We start from the raw sequence: 21,887 nt of genomic DNA, 5'->3' as shown, positions 1-21,887 counted from the left end.
CGCCGCCTTCGCCGCCCTGGCGGGGGAGCGGGCGGCGTAGCGTCCTTCGAGACGCCGGCTGAGCCGGCTCCTCAGGATGACGAATTCAGAATGCAACAAAGCTCGTCATGCTGAGGAGCGCGCAAGCGCGTCTCGAAGCCGCACGCCTAAAACAGGCTCATCTGATCCCCAGCCTTGGGCGGCACGCGGAACTGCGTCAGGTCCAGCGCGCCCCAGCGGCGGTCCAGCCCCAGCCTTGCGACAGCGAGTTTGAAGCGGCGGTTCATCACCTCGGCCACAGGGCCTTGCCCAGTCATCCGCTGCCCCCATTCGGCGTCATAGTCGAGGCCGCCGCGCATCTGGCGGACCAGGGACATGACCCGGCTGGCGCGGTCCGGATGGTCGGTGGCCAGCCATTCGCGGAACAGGTCCTTGATCTCCCTAGGCAGGCGCAGGGCTACATAGCCGGCCCCCACCGCGCCCGCCTCGGCGGCGCGTTCCAGCACCGCCTCCATCTCGTGATCGTTCAGGCCGGGGATGGAGGGGGCGAACATGACGATGGTCGGCACGCCCGCTTCGGTGAGCTGGCGGATGGCGTCCAGGCGACGCTCGGGCGTGGCTGCGCGGGGCTCCATGCTGCGGGCCAGACGGCGATCCAGGGTGGTGATCGACACCGCCGCGTGCGCCAGGTTCGCCTTGCCCATAGGCCCCAGGATGTCGAGGTCGCGGGTGATCAGGGCCGACTTGGTGATGATCGAGAATGGGTGGTTGAACCGCTGCAGGGTCTCCAGCACCGCACGCGTCACCCGCATCCGCTTCTCCTGCGGCTGATAGGGGTCGGTGTCGCCGCCGATGTGAATGGCGCCGGGCTTGTAGGTCGGCTTGGACAGCTCCTTGTCCAGCAGCTTGCCGGCCTCGGGCTTGAAGTAGAGGCGGCTTTCGAAGTCGAGGCCGGGCGACAGGCCCAGATAGGCGTGGGCCGGGCGGGCGTAGCAGTAGATGCAGCCGTGCTCGCACCCCCGATAGGGATTGATCGAGCGGTCGAAGCCGATGTCCGGGCTGTCGTTGCGCGCGATGATCGTCTTGGACTTCATCGGCTGGATGGTGGTCGACAGCACGCGCGGCCTGTCGTCCTCGGCGGTCCAGCCGTCGTCGAAGTCCTCCGACTTCAGGGTGTCGAACCGGCTGGTGACATTGGAGCGGGCGCCCCGGCCCTTGATGTCGGTCTTGCCGTTCAGGCGCTGAAAGTTGAGAGGCGCGGCCATGGGCGCATTCTAGCGCACGATGAGAACATAACAAGAACGATCCTTGACCGTTTGGAACGGGCGGGCTTCATGGCCGGCGATGCTGAGCGTGATCATTCCCACGAACGACGACCCGGCCGGGCTTGTCCGAACCCTGGCGGCCCTGGTGCCCATGGCGATGGACGGCTTCGTGAAGGAGGTGATTCTGGCGGATCCCGCCAATCAGGCCTCGACGGTCGATATCGCCGAGGAGACGGGCGCCAAGATCGTCGAAGGGACGCTCAAGGCCGCCTGCGCCACGGCGCGTCATTGTTGGCTGTTGATCCTGGGACCTGGAAAGGTCCTGCCGGCAGGGTGGGAGGAGGAGGCCGCGCGCCACATCGCCGATCATGGGAGCAAGGCCGCGACCTGGGGCAAGTCGGGTCTGTTCAGCCGCCCGAAGCTGGAGGACGGCCTACTGCTGCGAGCCGATCAGGATGCTGTCGATGCTCTGCGCGGCCGCCCACGGCGACTGGGCTGAGAACGACCACTTGTCGAGCGAGGCGTCGGCCAGCTTCTCGCCGCGCGCCAGGGCGTCCAGGGTATGGTTTTCGCCGCCCATCATCTTTCGGTAGGTCCAGTAGTTGGCCATGACCTTCTCGACGTAGTTGCGCGTCTCCTGGGCCGGCAGGCTCTCGATCAGCAGCAGGCTGTCGCAGTCGGCGCCCAGTTTCTCGGCCGCCCTGAGCAGGGTGCCGGGTCCGCCGTTGTAGGCGGCCACGGCGCGCAGCAGGTCGCGGTTCTGCAGGCCGCGATCCATCAGCCAGGTGAAATAGTCCTGCCCGACCCGCAGGTTGAAGGCGGGATCGAACAGCGGAGTGTTGTCGGCCAGCAGCTTGTCGTCGCCGGCGGCGCGAGCGGCGGCGGCCGGCATCAGCTGCATCAGGCCCACGGCCCCGGCGCGCGACACGGCGGTGGGGTCGAAGCGGCTTTCTTGCTTCACCAGGGCGTAGACCATGGCGCGGTCGATGGTGAAGCCGCCCACCGGCTCCAGCGTCGGCATGTCGAAGCCTCGCGGCGCCGTGAATGTCGGGGCTGAATAGGAGGCGCGGATCAGGCGGGCGATGGGATCGACTTCGGCGGCCTGGACGCCGCCCAGGGCCAGCTGACGCTCGGCGATCATGCCGTAGAAGGTGTGGGGCGCGGCGGCGGCCAGCTGCAGGAACTCTGCGGCCTGGGCATGCGACCCGGCGACGGTGGCCGAGCGGGCGGCCCAGAAGGCGGCGGCGGCGCGCTGCCAGCCGTCCTGCTTCGTGTCGCCGGCCACGGCCTGGAAGAAGGTCTGAGCCTCGCTCGGACGACCGAGGCGGAAGGCGGAGAGACCGGCGATCCAGCGCTCGCCCGCCATGGCGGCCAGGGTGAAGGCGCGTTTGACGTCGCCGCCGTAATAGGCCTCGCGGGCCAGCTTGGCGCGATCGACCTTCACCGCTGCGGCGCGGCCCTTGCGCGGGCGCGCCTCAGCAGAGACGTGAGTCAGGCTCAGGCTGAACACGGCGACGAAGGCCATGAACAGCATGCGCGCGGATCGCTTCATGCCGTCTGTTCCCGCCCCATTCGCTTTTGCGATTCTGGCGCGGCCCTTTTCCGATGATGTCCTTTGACTAGCCGGGCCGGCCCAGACGATCAAGCCGCTCTGAAAGCGTCAAAAGGTCCGTCCACGCCTTCTTCTTGGCGGCAGGCTGCCGCAGCAGGAAGGCGGGGTGCAGAGTCGGCATGGCGGGCAGGGTCTCGCCGCCGCCTTCCGGGGTCCATTCGAACCAGCGGCCGCGCATGGACAGGATGCCCTCGCTGGTCTTCAGCATGGCCTTGGCCGAGGCGCCGCCGGCCAGCAGCAGCATCTTCGGCTTCACCAGGGCGACGGCGCGCTCCACGAAGGGCGCGCAGACCGCCTGCTCGGCCGGGCTGGGCGTGCGGTTGCCCGGCGGGCGCCAGAAGACGGTGTTGGTGATGAACACCCGGTCGGTCAGGCCGGCGGCGGCCAGCATGCGGTCCAGCAGCTTGCCGGCGCGTCCGACGAAGGGCGCGCCCTCGCGATCCTCGTCCGCGCCGGGCGCCTCGCCGATGATCATCAGGGGAGCATTCGGATCGCCGCGCGAGAACACGGCCTGGCGGGCGCCTTCCAGCTTCAGGGAGCAGCCCTCGAAGGCGGTGATGGCGGCGAACAGCTCTTCCAGCGTGTTGGCGGCCGCCGCGGCCTGTTTCGCGGCGGCGATGCCTGCGCCGGTCTGCGGCGCGGCGGAGACCCGCCCGGCCATCTGGATCGGCGGAGGAGGGGGCGGGGCCTGACGCGCCTTCAGCAGCGCCGCGCCCTCGGCAAGGCGGTCGATGGGCGCGTCGGCATAGGACGCCTCGACGCCGGCTTCGGCCCAGAAGGCGAGCAGGCTCTCGACGGCGCGCATGTCGGAGGCGGCGAGCATCCTTCTCTGTGAGGCCCCCCAGCGCCCGGGGTCAATAGGAAAGGGCTAGACCAGCCCCTTCAGCCGCAGGTGCTGCAGCAGCATGATGGTCTTGGCGTCGGCGATGCGGCCGTCGGCGGTCATGGCCAGAGCCTCATCCAGGCTCATCTCCAGGACTTCGATGTCCTCGCCTTCGCCCTCGACGCCGCCGCCTTCACCGGTGCGGTCGGCGGGGCGATAGCGGGCGATGAAGAAGCTGAGCTTCTCCGTCACCGAGCCCGGGCTCATAAAGGCGTCGAAGACGTGGACCGGAGCGTCGATGCGGCAGCCGAGCTCCTCCTCAGCCTCCTTGAGGATGGCGGTCGTCGGGTCGTTGTCGTCCAGCAGGCCGGCGCAGGCCTCGATCAGCGGTTCGGGATGGCCGTTCACGAAAGCCGGGAAGCGGAACTGCCGGGTCAGCAGGATCGTGCCGCGTTCCGGGTCGTAGGGCAGGATCACCGCGCCGTTGCCCCGGTCATAGGTCTCGCGGCTCAGGGTCTGCCACGATCCGTCCCGGCGGCGATGCTCGAAACGCGTTTTCTTCAACAGGTACCAGTCGTGGGACAGGACCGTTTCTTCAAGGATGCGGACGTCTTCGCTCATGAGGTTGCTTATAGAGAACCTTTCGCAAGTGCAGCAAAGCCCTTGACCACCCTTGCGTCGCTTCCCGATAAGCGATTCAAACAGACGTAAGCGGCGAGGGGACAAGCCGCAGCGTGAGGAGAGGGCCATGTCGGAAACGATCGAACGCGAATCCATGGAGTACGACGTCGTCATCGTCGGCGGCGGTCCCGCCGGCCTGGCGTCGGCGATCCGGCTCAAGCAGATGGCCGAGAAGGCCGGGACCGACGTTTCGGTGGCGCTGGTGGAGAAGGGCTCGGAGGTCGGCGCCCACATCCTGTCCGGCGCGGTGATCGATCCCAGGGCGCTGAAGGAGCTGTTCCCCGACTGGAAGGAACGCGGCGCGCCGTTGGAGACCCCGGTCACCAAGGACAAGTTCATCCTGCTGGGCGAGGCGGGCGAGTTGTCCCTGCCGATGTTCGCCATGCCGCCGTTCATGCACAATCACGGCTGCTACATCGGCTCGCTGGCGAACCTGACCCGTTGGCTGGCCGAGCAGGCCGAGGCCCTGGGCGTCGAAATCTATCCGGGCTTCGCCGCATCCGAGCTGGTCTGGCGCGAAGACGGCTCCGTCAAAGGCATCGTCGTCGGCGTGGTGGGCGTCGCCAAGGACGGCGAGAACAAGCCGGACTACCAGCCCGGAATGGAGCTGCACGGCAAGTACGTGTTCATCGCCGAGGGCGTGCGCGGCTCGCTGGCCAAGGTGCTGATCAACAAGTTCGAGCTGGACAAGGGCCGTTCGCCCCAGAAGTACGGCATCGGCATCAAAGAGCTGTGGCAGATCCCGGCCGACAAGCACCAGCCGGGCCTGGCGCAGCACACCACGGGCTGGCCGCTGGACGACAAGACCGGCGGCGGCAGCTTCATGTACCACTTCGGTGAGAACTACGTGGCCATCGGCTACGTGGTTCACCTGAACTACAAGAACCCCTGGCTGTCGCCCTTCGACGAGTTCCAGCGCTTCAAGCATCACCCCACCGTCAAGCAGCACCTGGAAGGCGGCCGCCGCATCGCCTACGGCGCGCGGGCCATCACCGAGGGCGGCTACCAGTCGGTGCCCAAGCTCAGCTTCCCGGGCGGCGTGCTGATCGGCTGCTCGGCCGGCTTCGTGAACGTGCCGCGCATCAAGGGCAGCCACAACGCCATGAAGACCGGCATGCTGGCCGCCGAGGAGGCCTTCGCCGCCCTGCAGGCCGGCCGCGCCGGCGATGAACTGACCAGCTACCAGACCGCCTATGAGAAGTCCTGGGTGGCCAAGGAGCTGAAGACCGTCCGCAACGCCAAGCCGCTGCTGTCCAAGTACGGCACCTTCATCGGCGGCGCGCTGGGCATGTTCGACATGTGGACCAACCACCTGTTCGGCGTCTCGGTGTTCGGCACCATCAAGCACGACAAGACCGACGCCGCGTCCACCGGCCTGGCCAAGGACTACAAGCCGCTGGTCTATCCCAAGCCCGACGGCGTGATCAGCTTCGACAAGCTGTCCTCGGTCTTCCTGTCAGCCACCAACCACGAGGAAGACCAGCCGGCTCACCTGAAGCTGAAGGATCCGTCGGTTCCGATCCAGGTGAACTTGCCCAAGTACGGCGAGCCGGCGCGTCTCTACTGCCCGGCTGGCGTGTACGAGGTGCTCTACAACGAGCAGGGGACCGATCCGCGCTTCCAGATCAACGCCCAGAACTGCGTCCACTGCAAAACCTGCGACATCAAGGATCCGTCGCAGAACATCGTGTGGACCACGCCCGAGGGCGGCGGCGGCCCGAACTACCCCAATATGTGAGCCGGGACAGCACAGGCTGCACTTGCGGCGGCGCGGGAATGGGACAAGGTAAGGGGCATGAAGCTGCTCCCCCGCCTTGTCGCCCTTGCTCCGCTTGCCTTCGCCGCCGCCTGTGCGGGAACGCCCAAGGCGGCGCCTGAAGCGAACGCCTTCGCGGACTCCGACGTCATCGTCTCCAGCACGGCGCGCAGATCGACGCCCTATGGCCTGTTCCTGGCCGGGCAGGCGGCGCTGAACGACGGCGACAGCCGCAAGGCGGCGGAGCTGTTCGACCGCGCCGATCAATTGGGCGGCGACGCTGCCGTCAGGGAGCGCGCCTTCACCGCCGCGCTGCTGGCCGGCGAGGTGCGCCGCGCGGCCACCCTGGCTCCCACGGACGAGGCCAGCGAAAGCCAGATGACCTATCGCCTGGGCCAGCTGGTGACGGCGGTCGAGGATCTGGCCTCCGGCCGGGCCAAGCAGGCGCAGGCCGCCCTGACCGGCGGCCGCATCACCTTCCCTCATGCGGGGGCGGCGGCGCTGCTGGCGCCCTGGGCCGCGGCGGCGGCGGGCGACAAGGACGGGGCGGTGGTCCGCCCCGAGGTGCGCGGCGATCGCGTGGTTCAGGTGTTCGGCCTGCTGGGCCAGGCGCATTTGTATGAGCGCGCGGGCCGCTATGACGAGGCCGAGACCGACTTCAAGGCCCTGACCACCGACGCGCAGACCGGCACGCTGTTCAGCCTGGACTACGGCGGCTTCCTGGAGCGTCGCGGGCGCAAGCTGGACGCCGCGGCGGTTTACAAGGAAGCGCTGGCGATCCGCTCCAACGATGCGGGCCTGCGCACAGCTCTGGCGCGGGTTGAGGCGGGGAAGTCCGCGCCGCCGGCCCCGACGCTGAAGCAGGGCGCCGCCCAGGCGCTGATCGCCGCATCGGCCGTCTATATGGGTGAGCGCCAGCGGCAGATCGCCCTGGCCTATCTGCGTCTGGCCCTGCGGCTGGACGATCAGCGGGACGAGGCCTGGGTCATGCTGGGCGACCTGCTGGGCGCCACCGGCGACATCCAGGCGGCGCGCGAGACCTATCTGCGGGTCGGTCCGAAGTCGGCGCTCTACGCCTCCGCGCGGGGCAAGCTGGCCTGGACCTATCAGGCCGAGGGCGACAAGGAGACGGCGATCCGTCTGGTGCGCGAGACCGCCCAGGCCGCCCCGAACGAGGCGGATCGCCAGATCGCCTGGGCCGAACTGCTGCGGGCTAACGACCGCTGGGCCGAGTCCGTCGAAGTGCTGAATCCGGTGATCGCCCGTCAGGGCGAGAACGTGGACTGGCGGCTGCTCTACATGCGCGGCGTTTCGCTGGAGCGGGCCGGCAACTGGCCCGAAGCCGAAAAGGATCTGGAGCGCGCCCTGGCCCAGCGGCCGGACGAGCCGGAGCTGCTGAACTACCTCGGCTACACCTGGATCGACCGGGGTGAGCGTCTGCCCGAGGCCTTGGCCATGGTGCAGAAGGCCGTGGCGGTGAACCCCCGTTCGGGCGCCATGCTCGACAGCCTGGGTTGGGCCCACTACCGCATGGGCGACTACAAGGCCGCCGTGGAGACGCTGGAGCGCGCGGTGGTGCTTGAGCCCGCCGATCCGGACGTGAACAACCACCTGGGCGACGCCTACTGGCGCGTCGGCCGCCGGACCGAGGCGCAGTTCCAGTGGACCCGTGTCCTGTCCCTGGAGCCCAGCGACGTGCTGCGGTCCGAGGTCGAGGCCAAGCTGAAGAACGGCCTGGGCGCCAAGGGGCCGGCCACGTCCCCCTCCGTCGCCGAACGCTAGGGGCGTCTCGTGAAACTGACTGACGGCAGGGCCGCCTTTGCTCCGGCCAAGGTGAACCTGTTCCTGCACGTGGGCGGACCCGACGCCGACGGCTATCACCCCGTCTGCAGCCTGATGGTCTTCGCCGACGTGGGCGACCGGGTGACGATCCAGCCGGCCGACGCCCTGGCGTTCGAGGTGACCGGGCCCTGCGCGCAGGGTGTGCCGACGGATGACTCCAATCTTGTCGTCCGCGCCGCCAATTCGGTGATCCGCCGCGCCGGTCGCCCGACGCCGCCGTTCCGCCTGATCCTGGAGAAGAACCTGCCGACCGCCGCCGGTCTGGGCGGCGGGTCCAGCGACGCCGGGGCGGCGTTCCGCCTGCTGCGCGAGGCCCTGGGGCTGACCCTGGCTGACGAGACGCTGGAGGCGCTGGCCTCCGAGCTGGGCGCGGACGGCGCGGTCTGCCTGTGGGCCCAGCCGGCCATCGGGGAGGGCAGGGGCGAGGTGCTGAGCGCCGCGCCGGTCCTGCCGCCGCTGCACGCCGTGCTGGTGAACCCGGGCGCGCCGTCGCCCACGGGGGCGGTCTACAAGGCCTATGACGCCGCCGTGTCGCCCTGGGGCGCCGACCGGCCGCCGCTGCCGGATGACTTCGAGAGCGTGGAGGAGGTCGCGGCCTTCCTGACCCTGACCCGCAACGATCTGGAGGCGCCGGCCGTGGCCCTGACCCCGATCATCGGCGAGGTGCTTGAGCTGCTTCGCGGCGAGCCTGAGGTCCTGCTGGCCCGCATGTCCGGATCGGGGGCGACCTGCTTCGCCCTGTGCGCCGGCGACATCGAGGCCGAAGGCCTGGCGGAGCGCATCCTGGCCATGCGCCCGGACTGGTGGGTCCGGGCCTGCCGTCTGGCCTGACATGACCCCTTAAAAGAGATGGGGCGCGGAGGTCCCCCGACCGCCGCGCCCCGGTTCCCCCAGGAACCTTTCTCCGTCGCTTACGAGTGGTAAGCGCGCTCGCCGTGCTCGGCGATGTCCAGGCCTTCCTCTTCGGTCTCAGGAGCGGCGCGCAGGCCGATCGTGAACTTGATCAGGAAGAAGACGATGGCGCTGGCGATGGCCGACCACACGATGGTGACGCCGACGCCCTTCAGCTGGGCGATCACCTGGGTGACCATGTCGTAGGTCGCCGCGTCGCAGGTCGAGATGTCGCCGTCCGCCGCGCAGCTCGTGTAGTCCACGACGCCGGCGCCGCCGAGGGCGGGGCTGACTAGGATGCCGGTGGCGATGGCGCCGACGATGCCGCCGACCCCGTGGATGCCGAAGGCGTCCAGGCTGTCGTCGTACTTCAGGGCGTTCTTCACGACCGAGCAGAAGATCACGCAGATCGGGCTGACGATCAGACCCAGGATCACCGCGCCCATCGGGCCGGCGAAACCGGCGGCCGGGGTGACGGCGACGAGACCGGCGACCACGCCCGAAGCCAGGCCGAGCGCGCTCGGCTTGCCGCGGGTGATCCACTCCGTGATGATCCAGGACAGACCCGCCGCGGCGGTGGCCACGAAGGTGTTGATCATCGCCAGGGCGGCGTAGCCGTTCGATTCCAGGTTGGAGCCGGCGTTGAAGCCGAACCAGCCCACCCACAGCAGGCCCGCGCCGACCAGGGTCAGGGTCAGGGAGTGCGGGGGCATCGGCTCCTTGCCGTAGCCGGTGCGCTTGCCGAGGATCATGGCGCCGACGAGGGCCGCGATGCCGGCGTTGATGTGGACGACGGTGCCGCCGGCGAAGTCGAGAGCGCCGAAGCTCCAGATCAGGCCCGCCTTGACCGCGGCGTCAGGCGCCGAGGCGATGGCGTCCGGACCAGGCCACCACCAGACCATGTGGGCCATCGGGTAGTAGGACAGGATCGGCCACAGGACCGCGAAGGCCACGATGGCCGCGAACTTCATGCGCTCGACCAGCGAACCGACCACCAGGGCGGCGGTGATGGCCGCGAAGGTCGACTGGAAGGACAGGAAGACCAGTTCCGGGATGACCACGCCGGTGGAGAAGGTCGCCACGTTGCTGGCGGGGGTCACGTCTTTCAGGAACAGGCGGCCGAAACCGCCGACGAAGGTGTCGAGCGAGCCGCCGTCGGTGAAGGCCAGGCTGTAGCCCCAGAACACCCAGGCGACGATGCCGATGGCGCTGACCACCGACACCTGCATCATGACCGACAGCATGTTCTTGGCGCGCACGAGGCCGCCGTAGAACAGCGCCAGACCCGGCAGGATCATCAGCAGAACCAGAACCGTGGAGACCAGCATCCACGCGGTGTCGCCCTTGTCAGGCACAGGCGCGGCGGCGTCTTGCGCCAGAGCCGGGAAGGCCGCCAAGGCCCCCGCGGCGGTCGCCGCGAGCGCTACGCCCGCCAGCGATTTGAATCCCAGTTTCATCGAGTTGAACCCCTTGTCCCCGTATTGTTTGTCAGAGCGCGGCGGCGCCGGTTTCACCGGTGCGGATGCGCACGGCGTTCTCGACGTTGAGGACGAAGATCTTCCCGTCCCCGATCTTGCCCGTGGCCGCGGCGGCCTTGATGGCCTCGACCGCCTTGCCGGCGGCGGCGTCGTCGACCACGGCCTCCAGCTTCACCTTCGGCACGAAGTTCACCTGGTACTCCGCGCCGCGATAGATTTCGGTCTGGCCCTTCTGGCGGCCGTAGCCCTTGACCTCGGACACGGTCAGGCCCTCGACGCCGGCGGTGACGAGCGCTTCGCGCACCTCGTCCAGCTTGAAGGGTTTTACGACCGCAATGATCAGTTTCATCCGCTTGCTCCCCGCACGATCCCGAAGGCCGCACGCCCCGTGAATGTCTGTTTCGTCGTTAGACGCCCGTCCGGCCCTCACCGAAGGCAGGCGACGGTCACGCTAGCGGCGGGGCGGAAGCGGCGCCTTCGGAAGGTAAGGATTTCGCAAGAAGCGCCATATTTGGGCCGCGAGATGATTGATTTGCGGGCAACTTGCTCAAGTGTTGAGCAAATGGCGTTCTCCGGGCGGGTTTGAGCTCCGGATAAACCTTCCCGACGGAATATCAGCCGCCCAGTGGACGGTCCGTGGAATCTGCCTCAAATGGCCTCCGAACTGGAGAGAACCATGAGCGCGGGCCTGTGGCCGAAGATCCTGCCGATCCTGCTTCTGGCGGTCTCGAACGTCTTCATGACCTTCGCCTGGTACGGGCACCTGAAGCACAAGGCCTCGGCCCTGGTGCTGGTCATTTTCACCAGCTGGATGATCGCCCTGCCGGAGTACATGCTGGCCGTTCCCGCCAACCGGATCGGTTCGGCCGTCTATACCGCGGGGCAGCTGAAAGCGATCCAGGAGGCGATCACCCTGATCGTCTTCGTGGTCTTCTCGGCGCTCTACTTGGGTGAACCTGTGAAGTGGACGACGCTCGTCGGCTTCGGATTCATCTTCATCGGTTCTCTGTTCATTTTCCTCAATCGCTGAGCTGGTCTGTCCAGCAACGGGCGGCGCCGTTGCTGGAACCGGACAAGCCGCTCGCGCGCTTCATCGACGGTGGGAAGCGGAGCCGCGCCCCGGCCTCGCCCTGATAAAAATCGATGAGGAAGACCATGAAGATCGTTCAGCTCATGACCGCCGCCGCCGCCACCGCCCTTCTGGCCGGCGCGGCTCACGCCCAAGGCATGGACTCGAGCCAGCCGGTGAATCCGACGCCGAACACGGCCACGTCGACGACCGACGGCGCGGTGCGCCAGTCGGGCATGACCAACACCATGGACCCGGCCATGGCCGCCCCGGCCTCGACCACGATGGCCCCGACCGGCACGCGCACGGACGTCGTCTCCACCAGCTCGCCCGAGCAGCAGGCGACCCTGAAGGCCGGCGACGCCAATGTGGTGTCCAACGGCCCGGTGGCCGACACGCCGGAAAACCGCGCCAAGTATGGCCAGCCGATGTCGCGCGCCGGCAAGCGCACCGATCCGGCCGGCAACTAAAACCCAGTCGCCCGACAGCCGACTTGGCTTGAAGGAGAGGTCGGCGGGCCCTATGGTCCGCCGACTTTTTTCTGGCCCTCTTTCGAGCCCTCATGTCCGCTGAAAAACCCAAGTCTTTTCAAGGTCTGATCCTCACCCTGCACGACTACTGGTCGAAGCAGGGCTGCGTGATCCTGCAGCCTCACGACATGGAGGTGGGCGCCGGCACCCTGCACCCGGCCACGGTCCTCCGCGCGCTCGGCCCCAAGCCGTGGAACGCGGCCTATGTCCAGCCCTCGCGCCGTCCCAGCGACGGCCGCTATGGCGACAACCCCAACCGCCTGCAGCACTACTATCAGTATCAGGTCATCCTGAAGCCGAACCCGGCCGACATGCAGGACCTGTATCTGGGCTCGCTGGAGGCCATCGGCCTCGACCTGCGCCTGCACGACATCCGCTTCGTCGAGGACGATTGGGAGAACCCCACCGTCGGCGCCTGGGGCCTGGGCTGGGAAGTCTGGTGCGACGGGATGGAGGTGTCGCAGTACACCTACTTCCAGCAGGTGGGCGGCCTGGACGTCAGCCCCGTGGCCGGCGAGCTGACCTATGGCCTGGAGCGCCTGGCCATGTACGTGTTCGGCGTCGACAACGTGTACGACCTGCCGTTCAACGACCCCTCCTCTCCTTTGGGGGGCGTGTCCTATGGCGACGTGTTCCTGGAGAACGAGCGCCAGCACTCGCAGGCCAATTTCCACGGCCATGACGTCGCCACCCTGAAGCGCCAGTTCGAGGACATGGAGCGCGAAGTGCCGCTCATGCTCGAGCGCGAGTATCAGGGCCGGGCGCTGGTCCTGCCCGCGTACGACATGGTCCTCAAGGCCAGCCACCTCTTCAACCTGATGAACGCCCGCGGCGCGATCGCCGTCGCCGAGCGCGCCAGCTATATCGGCCGCATCCGCGACCTTTGTAAGATGTGCGCCCAGAAGTGGGTCGAGCAGCAGGAAGCCGCGTAAGACCATGCCCCAACTGCTTCTCGAACTTTTCTCCGAAGAAATCCCGGCCCGCATGCAGGCCCAGGCCGCCAAGGACCTGGAGCGCATGGCGCGCGAACGCCTGGCCGCCGCCGGTTTCCTGCCCGAGGGCCTGACCGCCATCGCCGGTCCGCGCCGCCTGACCCTGGTGGCCGAAGGCCTGCCCATCGCCCAGCCGGAGCGCCATGAAGAACTGAAGGGCCCCAAGGTCGGCGCCCCGCCGCAGGCCATGGAAGGCTTTCTGCGCAAGGCGGGCCTGACCCAGGACCAGCTGACCGAGCGTGACGGCGTCTATTACGCCCACATCCACAAGGCCGGCCGCCAGACCACCGAGATCGTCGCCGAGATGGTCGAGGAGATCGTCCGCGGCTTCCCGTGGCCGAAGTCGATGACCTGGGGCTATGGCAAGCTGCGCTGGGTCCGCCCGCTGAAGCGCATCCTGTGCGTCTTCGACCGCGAGATCGTGCCGTTCAGCATCGACGGCATCGAAAGCAGCGACCTGTCGGAAGGCCACCGCTTCATGGGCTCGGGCGAGCGCGTGTTCCGCGCCCGCGACTTCGACGAATACCGCCAGGGCCTGCTGGCCCACCACGCCGTGCTGGACCCGGAAGAGCGCAAGTCGCGCATCCTGGAAGGCGCCAAGACCCTGTGCTTCGCCCGCAATCTGGAGCTGGTCGAGGACCAGGGCCTGCTGGAGGAGGTCGCCGGCCTGGCCGAATGGCCGACCCCGATCCTGGGCGACATGGACCCCGCCTTCCTGGCCCTGCCGCCGGAGGTGATCCGCACCTCCATGCGCACGCACCAGAAGTACTTCGCGGTCCGCGACCCGGCCACGGGCAAGCTGGCCCCGCACTTCCTGGTGGTGGCCAACATCCAGGCGCCCGACGGCGGCGCCGAGATCGCCCGCGGCAACGCCAAGGTGCTGTCGTCGCGTCTGTCCGACGCCCGGTTCTTCTGGGACGAGGACGTGAAGGTCGGCTTCGACGCCTGGCTGAAGAAGCTGGACGGCGTCACCTTCCACGCCAAGCTGGGCGCCATGGCCGAACGGGTGGAGCGCATCGTCGCCCTGGCCCGCGAGATCGCGCCCCTGGTCGGCGCCGATGTCGAAAAGACCGCGCAGGCCGCGCGCCTGGCCAAGGCCGATCTGACCTCGGAAATGGTCGGGGAGTTCCCCGAACTGCAGGGGATCATGGGCGGCTACTACGCCCGCGAATTCAAGCTGGACGGCGAGATCGCCGACGCCGTGCGCGATCACTACAAGCCGCAGGGCCCGGGCGACTCCGTGCCGACCGCGCCGGTCAGCATCGCCGTGGCCCTGGCCGACAAGCTGGACACCCTGGTCGGCTTCTTCGCCATCGACGAGAAGCCTACGGGTTCGAAGGACCCCTTCGCTTTGCGCCGCGCGGCGCTGGGCGTGATCCGGATCATCACTGAGAACGGCCTGCGCCTGCCGCTCAGCGGCTTCGCGACCAAGACGCCGGACCTCGTCGCCTTCTTCGCCGACCGCCTGAAGGTCGCCCTGCGCGACCAGGGCAAGCGTCACGATCTGGTCGACGCCGTGTTCGCGCTAGGCGACGACGACCTCGTGCGGATCGTTTCGCGCGTCGAGGCGTTGGACGCCTTCCTGAAGACGGACGATGGGGCGAACCTGCTGGCGGGCTACAAGCGCGCGGCCAACATCCTGAAGGCCGAAGAGAAGAAGGGCGCGCTGCCGCAGGGCGACGCGACGTCCCTGGCCGGGGCCCCCGCCGAGGAATCGGCGCTGCTGGCCGCGGTCGAACGCGCACGTCCTGTTGTGGATTCGGCCCTGTCCTCGGAAGATTTCGCCGCGGCGATGCAGGCACTCGCCCAACTTCGTGCGCCGGTGGACGCCTTCTTCGAGAAGGTGCTAGTTAACGACACGGATGTTGCAGTGCGGGATAACCGTTTGCGGCTTCTGTCCCAGGTCAAGACGACCACTGAAAAGGTCGCGGACTTTTCACTTATCGCAGGGTGAGCTTTCAATATGCCGGTCGAGACGATGACCAAGACGCGCTGGGTTTATTCCTTCGGGGGAGGCGGCGCTGACGGCGACGCCTCGATGAAGAACCTGCTGGGGGGCAAAGGCGCCAACCTGGCGGAGATGTCTTCGCTGGGCCTGCCGGTCCCTCCGGGCTTCACTGTCACGACCGAGGCGTGCGTCCACTACTACGCCAACGGCCGCCAGTACCCGGCCGAGCTGGCCGAACAGGTGGCCGCCGGCCTGGCGACCGTCGAGAAGCTGACCGGCAAGACCTTCGGCGACCCGGCCAACCCGCTGCTGGTGTCGGTGCGCTCCGGCGCCCGCGCCTCCATGCCGGGCATGATGGACACGGTCCTCAACCTCGGCCTCAATGACGAGACCGTGGCCGGTCTGGCCGCGCTGTCGGGCGACGAACGCTTCGCCTATGACAGCTACCGCCGCTTCATCCAGATGTTCTCGAACGTGGTGCTCGGCCTCGACCACCACTCGTTCGAGGAGATCCTGGACGACCACAAGGACCGCCTGGGCGTCACGGTCGACACCGACCTGACCGCCGAGGACTGGCGCGAGGTGGTCAAGGACTACAAGGCCGTCGTCGCTCGCGAGCACGGCAAGCCGTTCCCGCAGGACCCGCAAGCCCAGCTCTGGGGCGCCGTCGGCGCCGTCTTCGCCAGCTGGATGAACGACCGGGCCAAGTTCTATCGCCGCATGCACGACATCCCGGAAAGCTGGGGCACGGCGGTCAACATCCAGTCCATGGTGTTCGGCAACATGGGCCAGACGTCCGCCACGGGCGTCGCCTTCACCCGCAACCCGTCCACCGGCGAAGCGCGCCTGTACGGCGAATTCCTGATCAACGCCCAGGGCGAGGACGTGGTGGCGGGCATCCGCACGCCGCAATCCCTGACGAAAGTCGCCCGCGAAGAGATGGGCGACGTCGCCCCCTCGATGGAAGAGGCGATGCCGGAGGTGTTCGGCCAGTTCAAGACCGTGGTCGAGACGCTGGAGCGTCACTACCGCGACATGCAGGACATCGAGTTCACGGTGGAGCAGGGCGTGCTCTACATGCTCCAGACCCGCAACGGCAAACGCACCGCCAAGGCGGCGCTGAAGATCGCCGTGGACATGGCGGGCGAGGGCGTCATCAGCCAGGACGAAGCCGTCCTGCGGGTTGAGCCGGCGTCCCTGGACCAGCTTCTGCACCCGACCATCGACCCCACCGCCCAGCGCGACGTGGCGGCCGCCGGCCTGCCGGCCTCGCCCGGCGCGGCCACCGGCAAGATCGTGTTCGACGCCGACGAGGCCGAACGCCTGGGCCATATGGGCGAGGCGGTCATCCTGGTCCGCGAGGAAACCAGCCCCGAAGACATCCACGGCATGCACGCGGCCAAGGGCATCATCACCGCCCGCGGCGGCATGACCAGCCACGCCGCCGTGGTGGCGCGCGGCATGGGCCGTCCCTGCGTTTCGGGCGCGGGCGAGATCTCGATCTTCGAGCACCAGGGCTTGTTCCGCGTCCGCGGCCGTGAATTCCGCGCGGGCGACATCATCACCGTCGACGGCTCCAAGGGCGAAGTCCTGGCCGGCGCCGTGAAGATGATCGAGCCGGAGCTGACCGGCGACTTCGCCACCCTGATGGAGTGGGCCGACAAGGCCCGCCGCCTGAAGGTGCGCGCCAACGCCGAGACGCCGCTGGACGCCAAGACCGCCCGTCAGTTCGGCGCCGAGGGCATCGGCCTTTGCCGCACCGAGCACATGTTCTTCGACGAGGACCGCATCGCCGCCGTGCGCGAGATGATCCTGGCCGACGACGAGCGCGGGCGCCGCACGGCCCTGGCCAAGATCATGCCGATGCAGAAGGGCGACTTCGTCCAGCTGTTCACGATCATGGAAGGCCTGCCGGTGACGGTGCGCCTGCTGGATCCGCCGCTGCACGAGTTCCTGCCGCACACCGAAGGCGATGTGGAAGCCGTGGCCACCGCCACCGGCCTGGACGCCGCCAAGCTGATGCGCCGCGCCAAGGAGCTGCACGAGACCAACCCCATGCTCGGCCACCGCGGCTGCCGCCTGGGGGTCTCGTACCCCGAGATCTACGAGATGCAGGTCCGCGCCATCATCGAGGCCGCCTGCCAGATCGCCAAGTCCGGCAAGGCCGCTCCGGTGCCCGAGATCATGCACCCGCTGGTCGCCAAGGGTGAGGAGATGAAGTTCCTGCGCGAGCTGACGGACCGCGTCGCCAGGGAAGTCATCGCCGAGCAGGGCGTCGAGCTGGAATACATGGTCGGCACCATGGTCGAACTGCCGCGCGCCGCCCTGCGGGCCGGCGACCTGGCCGAGAACGCCGAGTTCTTCAGCTTCGGCACCAACGACCTGACCCAGACGACGTTCGGCATCAGCCGCGACGACGCCGGCAAGTTCCTGAACGCCTATATCGACAAGGGCATCTTCGAGAAGGACCCCTTCGTGTCCCTCGACCAGGAAGGCGTGGGCGACCTGATCCGTCTGGCCGCCGAACGCGGCCGGGCCCAGCGTCCGGACGTGAAGCTCGGCATCTGCGGCGAACACGGCGGCGACCCCGCCTCGATCACCTTCTGCGAGCAGGTCGGCCTGGACTACGTGTCCTGCTCCCCGTTCCGGGTGCCGATCGCCCGCTTGGCGGCGGCGCAGGCGGCGCTGTCGAAGTAAGGTTCAAGGGCTCGCCGAAAGGCGGGCCCTTTTCTTTTCAGCCCTGCGTCCTTCGAGACGCGTCGTTCCGACGCTCCTCAGGATGACGGGCGTGATTTGCTGAGTTCGCCATGCTGAGCGGTCGCGTAGCGGCCAGTCGAAGCGCGTACTTCACTTCCGCTTCGCCGTCACCAGCACCGGCAAATCCCCCAAGGCCGGGTTGATGAAGTCCAGCCGCGTGCGGCCGTCTTCCGTCTCGCTGACCACCACGGGGGCGGCGGAATTGGTCAGGGTCCAGCCGGCGGGCAGGACCACGGCGTTGGCCGGGCGGCCCAGGGCGCGGTCGAAGACCAGTTCGTCGCCGACCAGCTTGTAGCGGCCGGGATCGGTGTAGGTCTCCGTCATCCGCAGGCGCACGGACTCCCCAGACTTCACCGGCGGGAAGCTGAACAGGACCACCTCGCTGTCCGCCGTCACCTCGCGCAGGCCGGGGTCCTTGATTCCGGCGGCGGTGATGGCGGCGCCTTTCAGGTGCTGGGCCTTCAGCGTCTCGCCGGTGTCCATGTTGCGGGCCACAGGATCGGAGGCCGTGCTGCCGGGACGCACCACGTTCACGTACTGGCCCACGCCAGGCTGGTCCTCGGTGTAGTCGTGATGGAGCCGGAAGCTGTTCGTCTCTGGCGCGTTCAGGAAATAGACGATGTCCCGTGTCTGGCGCGCGCGCTCGGACACCTTGGCCGCCGCGCCGTTCGCCGTCGGCGTCAGCTTGCCCGGACGCGCGCGCAGCTTCAGCGGCGCCTGGGCCGAGGTGTTGTTGATGAAGCTGATCCGCAGGCGGCCGTCCGCCTCCTGCGCCACCTGGGACGGGTAATTCGACGACACCAGCTGATAACCGGCCGGCAACACCACAGCGTTGCGCTTCACGCCCAGCGGACGGTCGAAGACGATGTCCTGGCCGTCCTGGAAGTAGGACTTGGCGTCCTCATAGGTCTTGTCGATGCGCACCCGGCCCTGGCCGCCGTCGGCCGGCACCGGGCGGGCGAGGGTGACGCGGATGTAGTCGCTGTCGAGGCTCGCTTCCGGCAGGCCGGTGGTGCGGGCGGTGGCGCCGTCCACCACCTTGAATTCCAGCGGCTTGCCCGTGGCCATGTCGACCACGCTTTCGTCCGTGGCGATGCTGCCCTTGCGGATGGGGTTGAAATAGGCCGTCGCGCCCGGACGGGCGGCGGTCACGTCATAGATGATGCGGAACTTGCCCGACCCCGGGGCCAGCAGTTCGTAGCGGGTGTAAGCGTTGATCTCCTGCGGCGCGGCGAAGGCCGGGGCGGCGATGCAGACGACGATTGCGGCGATGGGGGAGGCGAAGCGGATCACTTGGCGGCGCCTTCACGCTGGAACACGCGCTTGCCGCCCACCCAGGTCTCCTGGACCTTGATCTTCCACAGGTCCTTGGGCTGGATCTTGTACGGGTCGGCGTCGAGGATCAGGAAATCGGCCCATTCGCCCTGGGACAGGCTGCCGAACTTGCCTTCGCCGAACTCGGCATAGGCCGCGCCGGTGGTGAAGGCGGCCAGCGCCTCGTCCAGGGTCAGGGCCTCGCCCGGATACCAGCCGCCCAGGGGCTGGTCGTTGTGGTCCTGGCGGGTGACGGCGGCATGGATGCCGAAGAAGGGGTTCGGCGCCTCAACCGGGAAATCGGAGCCGCCGGCGAACTTCGCCCCGCTGTCCAGCACGCTGCGCCAGGCATAGGCGCCCTTCATCCGCGCCTTGCCCAGGCGGTCCTCGGCCATGTTCTTGTCGGAGGTGGCGTGGGTCGGCTGCATGGAGGCGATCACCTCCAGCTTGGCGAAGCGGGGCAGATCCACGGGATCGACCACCTGGGCGTGCTCGATGCGGTGGCGCAGGCCCTTGGGCGTGGAGCCCTTCACACTCTCGAAGGCATCCAGCACCTCGGCGTTGGCGCCGTCGCCGATGGCGTGGACGTTGACCTGATAGCCGCGCGAGGCGGCGCTGCGGACCATGCCGTTCAGCTTGTCTTGCGGCAGGAACTGCAGGCCGATGTTCTTGGGATCGTCGCTGTAGGGCGCCTTCAGGAAAGCCCCGCGCGAGCCGAGCGCCCCGTCCGAATAGAGCTTCACCGACTTCAGGGCCAGACGGTCGTCATGGGTCCAGTCGATGGGCCCCTTGGGCGAGATCGCCTCCAGGGACTCCATGCCGCCGGCCATGGCGTAGATGCGGGCGGTCAGCCGGCCTTCCTTGCCGAACCGGTCATAGATCGCCCAGGTCTTGGGATCGGCGCCGGCGTCGCCCACGCCGGTCAGGCCGACCTCGGCCATGATCTTCAGGGCGGCGGCGAGGGCGGCTTCGGCGTCGGCGGCGGTGGGGGCGGGGACCTTGGCGTCCACCACGTCCTGGGCCGAGTCCACCAGCACCCCGGCGGGGGAGCCGTCCGCCTTGCGCTCGATGCGGCCGCCCGTCGGGTCCTTGGAGGCGGCGGTGACGCCGGCGATCTCCAGCGCCTTGCTGTTGGCCCAGCCCGCATGGCCGTCCACGCGGCCCAGCCAGACGGGACGGTCGCTGACCACGGCGTCGATCTCGGCGGCGGTGGGGAAGCGTCCGAGTTTCCAGATCTCCTGGTTCCAGCCGCGGCCGATGATCCACGGCTTGTCCGGATTGGCGGCGGCGTAGGCCTTCAGCCGCTGCAGGGCCTCATCCAGCGATTTCGTGCCGTTCAGGTCCAGCGCCAGGGCTTGAAAACCCAGGCCCATGACGTGGCCGTGGGCGTCGATCAGGCCGGGGATCACCGTCTTGCCGCCGGCGTCCACCATCACGTCGTCCGGCCCCCAGGCGATGCGGGGAACGGCCTGGGTCACCCAGGCGATCTTGCCGTCCTTACCGATGCGCATGGTGCGGAAGGGGACCGGCTTGCCGTCCTTGCCCAGGGCGTAACCGTTGGCGTTCATCACCCAGGTGTCGGCCTTGGCCGCCGTAGCGGCGGCGAGCAGCGCGGCCCCCGCCAGGAAGATCGCCTTCAGCTTCATCATCGCTCCCGCATCCTGAATCTTGCGCCTGAACCATAGCTTCGGCGGGGCCGGTGACAACCGGCGCGGATCATGTCCAACTCAAGGTCAAGCTTGGAGTCCAGTACAGCCGTGTCGAGTTTCGACCCCGCCGCCGCGACCGCCGCCTATCTGGCCCAACTTCCGCCCGCCGCGCACGAAAAGGCGCAGGCCTACACCCAGGGCGGCCACTGGCTGATCCTGTGGGGCGCGCTGGTCTCGATCCTGGCGGCGTGGATCATCCTGCGTCTGGGCGTGTCGCGCCGGGCCGCGGCGGCCGTGCAGCGTCGTCGCCCGAGGCCGTGGCTCGCGGCCTTCCTGGCGGCGGCGGCCTTCTTTGCCGTCAGTTGGGTGATCGAGCTGCCGTGGGCCGCCTATTCCGGCTGGTGGCGCGAGACGCAGTACGGTCTGACGAGCCAGCCTGTCGCGGGCTGGATGACCGAGCATCTGATCGGCGGCGTCATGGGCGTGGTGGTGGTCAGCCTGCTGATCATGCTGATCTACTTCCTGATCCGCCGCGCGCCGCGCCTGTGGCCGGTGTGGACGGGCTTGGTGGTCAGCGCGTTCGGCCTGTTCATGCTGTTCCTGGCTCCGCTGTTCATCGAGCCGATCTTCAACAAGTACGAGCCGGCCCCGCCCGGGCCAGTGCGCGACATGGTGGTCGCCATGGGCCGGCAGGTGGGCGTGCCGACGGACAAGATCCTGGTCTACAACGGCTCCAAGCAGTCGAACCGCTACACCGCCAACGTCTCGGGCTTCCTGGGCACCTCCCGTATCGCCATGAGCGACGTGATGTTCAAGAAGGACGCCGACCTGGCCGAGGTGCGCGGCGTCGTGGGCCACGAGATGGGCCACTACAAGCGCGGCCACCTGTTCGAGCTGATCGCCTTCTTCGGCTTTGGGACCATGATCATGGGCTTCATCGCCCAGGCCCTGTTCCCGGTGGCCGCGCGGCTGCTGGGCGGCTGGGGCGTGACGGGGATCGCCGATCCGGCGGGCCTGCCCATTCTGATGATCCTGGTGACGATCATCGGCGTGCTCGCCACGCCAGCCATCAACACCATGGTCCGCTTCCCGGAATCAGACGCCGACCGCTACTCCCTGGAGAACTTCAACGAGCCGGACGGGCTGGCGCGGGCCTTGGTGAAGACCATCGACTATCGCGCGGCCACGCCCAGCAAGCTGGAGGAGGTCCTGTTCTACGATCACCCCGCCGTCAGCGTGCGCATCCGTCGCGCCATGGACTGGAAGGCGGCCCACCTGGGCGAGCCGCCGCGTCCGTAGGC

The 21,887-nt window shown here is 68.3% G+C and carries 19 protein-coding genes; 10 read left to right on the top strand and 9 right to left on the bottom strand.

Features of this window, described 5'->3' with window-relative positions:
* Positions 1-146: 146 nt before the first annotated feature.
* Positions 147-1,244: a PA0069 family radical SAM protein gene (locus P7B02_RS13035; RefSeq protein ID WP_277786784.1), complete on the bottom strand. Its 1,098-nt coding sequence runs from the start codon at positions 1,242-1,244 to the stop codon at positions 147-149.
* Between the two features lie 88 nt (positions 1,245-1,332).
* Between P7B02_RS13035 and P7B02_RS13030 the strand changes: the two genes are divergently transcribed.
* The gene (locus tag P7B02_RS13030) at positions 1,333-1,743 is read left to right on the top strand and encodes a glycosyltransferase (protein WP_277786783.1); all 411 of its coding nucleotides are present in this window, start codon (positions 1,333-1,335) and stop codon (positions 1,741-1,743) included.
* On the opposite strand, the gene P7B02_RS13025 is transcribed toward P7B02_RS13030, so the two are convergent.
* The 3 genes from P7B02_RS13025 to P7B02_RS13015 form a co-directional block, all read right to left on the bottom strand.
* Entirely contained in the window at positions 1,678-2,796 is a 1,119-nt protein-coding gene (locus P7B02_RS13025; protein ID WP_277786782.1) for a lytic transglycosylase domain-containing protein, read from the bottom strand. The two genes, P7B02_RS13030 and P7B02_RS13025, sit on opposite strands and share 66 nt — an antisense overlap.
* Before the next feature lie 67 nt (positions 2,797-2,863).
* Entirely contained in the window at positions 2,864-3,679 is an 816-nt protein-coding gene (locus tag P7B02_RS13020; protein ID WP_277786781.1) for a uracil-DNA glycosylase, read from the bottom strand.
* Between the two features lie 45 nt (positions 3,680-3,724).
* On the bottom strand, positions 3,725-4,300 hold the full coding sequence (locus P7B02_RS13015) for an NUDIX domain-containing protein (protein ID WP_277786780.1): 576 nt from the start codon (positions 4,298-4,300) through the stop codon (positions 3,725-3,727).
* Between the two features lie 127 nt (positions 4,301-4,427).
* On the opposite strand from P7B02_RS13015, the gene P7B02_RS13010 reads away from it, so the two are divergent.
* Genes P7B02_RS13010 through P7B02_RS13000 form a run of 3 tightly spaced genes read left to right on the top strand, consistent with a single transcriptional unit; the run spans position 4,428 to position 8,789 of the window.
* Positions 4,428-6,098, top strand: coding sequence for an electron transfer flavoprotein-ubiquinone oxidoreductase (locus P7B02_RS13010; protein ID WP_277786779.1), 1,671 nt, complete (start codon positions 4,428-4,430; stop codon positions 6,096-6,098).
* Between the two features lie 57 nt (positions 6,099-6,155).
* A complete protein-coding gene (locus P7B02_RS13005; RefSeq protein WP_277786778.1) occupies positions 6,156-7,898 on the top strand; it encodes a tetratricopeptide repeat protein in 1,743 nt (580 codons plus the stop codon).
* A 15-nt stretch (positions 7,899-7,913) separates the two neighbouring features.
* Complete coding sequence (locus tag P7B02_RS13000) at positions 7,914-8,789, top strand: 4-(cytidine 5'-diphospho)-2-C-methyl-D-erythritol kinase (RefSeq protein WP_277787148.1); 876 nt, start codon at positions 7,914-7,916, stop codon at positions 8,787-8,789.
* An 80-nt stretch (positions 8,790-8,869) separates the two neighbouring features.
* On the opposite strand, the gene P7B02_RS12995 is transcribed toward P7B02_RS13000, so the two are convergent.
* Positions 8,870-10,306, bottom strand: a complete 1,437-nt coding sequence (locus P7B02_RS12995; protein WP_277786777.1) for an ammonium transporter — start codon at positions 10,304-10,306, stop codon at positions 8,870-8,872.
* A gap of 31 nt (positions 10,307-10,337) precedes the next feature.
* Positions 10,338-10,676 (bottom strand): P-II family nitrogen regulator, encoded by a 339-nt coding sequence (locus P7B02_RS12990; RefSeq protein WP_269716426.1) that lies wholly within the window; start codon positions 10,674-10,676, stop codon positions 10,338-10,340.
* A 327-nt stretch (positions 10,677-11,003) separates the two neighbouring features.
* Between P7B02_RS12990 and P7B02_RS12985 the strand changes: the two genes are divergently transcribed.
* Complete coding sequence (locus P7B02_RS12985) at positions 11,004-11,357, top strand: DMT family protein (RefSeq protein ID WP_277786776.1); 354 nt, start codon at positions 11,004-11,006, stop codon at positions 11,355-11,357.
* Here the strand turns inward: P7B02_RS12985 and P7B02_RS12980 are convergent.
* Positions 11,347-11,484 (bottom strand): hypothetical protein, encoded by a 138-nt coding sequence (locus tag P7B02_RS12980; RefSeq protein ID WP_277786775.1) that lies wholly within the window; start codon positions 11,482-11,484, stop codon positions 11,347-11,349. The genes P7B02_RS12985 and P7B02_RS12980 overlap by 11 nt on opposite strands.
* On the opposite strand from P7B02_RS12980, the gene P7B02_RS12975 reads away from it, so the two are divergent.
* The 4 genes from P7B02_RS12975 (at position 11,483) to ppdK (ending at position 17,563) form a co-directional block, all read left to right on the top strand.
* Positions 11,483-11,866, top strand: coding sequence for a hypothetical protein (locus tag P7B02_RS12975; protein WP_277786774.1), 384 nt, complete (start codon positions 11,483-11,485; stop codon positions 11,864-11,866). The genes P7B02_RS12980 and P7B02_RS12975 overlap by 2 nt on opposite strands.
* Positions 11,867-11,958: 92 nt before the next feature.
* Positions 11,959-12,858: a glycine--tRNA ligase subunit alpha gene (locus tag P7B02_RS12970; RefSeq protein WP_277786773.1), complete on the top strand. Its 900-nt coding sequence runs from the start codon at positions 11,959-11,961 to the stop codon at positions 12,856-12,858.
* A gap of 4 nt (positions 12,859-12,862) precedes the next feature.
* Complete coding sequence (gene glyS, locus P7B02_RS12965) at positions 12,863-14,872, top strand: glycine--tRNA ligase subunit beta (protein WP_277786772.1); 2,010 nt, start codon at positions 12,863-12,865, stop codon at positions 14,870-14,872.
* A 9-nt stretch (positions 14,873-14,881) separates the two neighbouring features.
* Positions 14,882-17,563, top strand: coding sequence for a pyruvate, phosphate dikinase (gene ppdK / locus P7B02_RS12960; RefSeq protein ID WP_277786771.1), 2,682 nt, complete (start codon positions 14,882-14,884; stop codon positions 17,561-17,563).
* Positions 17,564-17,713: 150 nt separating this feature from the next.
* On the opposite strand, the gene P7B02_RS12955 is transcribed toward ppdK, so the two are convergent.
* Together P7B02_RS12955 and P7B02_RS12950 are read right to left on the bottom strand one after the other, a co-directional pair.
* A complete protein-coding gene (locus P7B02_RS12955; RefSeq protein ID WP_277786770.1) occupies positions 17,714-18,916 on the bottom strand; it encodes a hypothetical protein in 1,203 nt (400 codons plus the stop codon).
* Positions 18,913-20,586, bottom strand: coding sequence for an amidohydrolase (locus P7B02_RS12950; protein WP_277786769.1), 1,674 nt, complete (start codon positions 20,584-20,586; stop codon positions 18,913-18,915). Before P7B02_RS12950 ends, P7B02_RS12955 begins: the two co-directional genes overlap by 4 nt.
* Before the next feature lie 108 nt (positions 20,587-20,694).
* Between P7B02_RS12950 and P7B02_RS12945 the strand changes: the two genes are divergently transcribed.
* Positions 20,695-21,885, top strand: coding sequence for a M48 family metalloprotease (locus P7B02_RS12945; RefSeq protein WP_277786768.1), 1,191 nt, complete (start codon positions 20,695-20,697; stop codon positions 21,883-21,885).
* Positions 21,886-21,887 lie beyond the last annotated feature (2 nt).

This window comes from Caulobacter segnis, assembly GCF_029543125.1.
Taxonomy (GTDB): Bacteria; Pseudomonadota; Alphaproteobacteria; order Caulobacterales; family Caulobacteraceae; genus Caulobacter; species Caulobacter segnis_D.
Note: the sequence above shows the minus strand (reverse complement) of the source record. Positions and strands in the feature narration are given on the sequence as shown.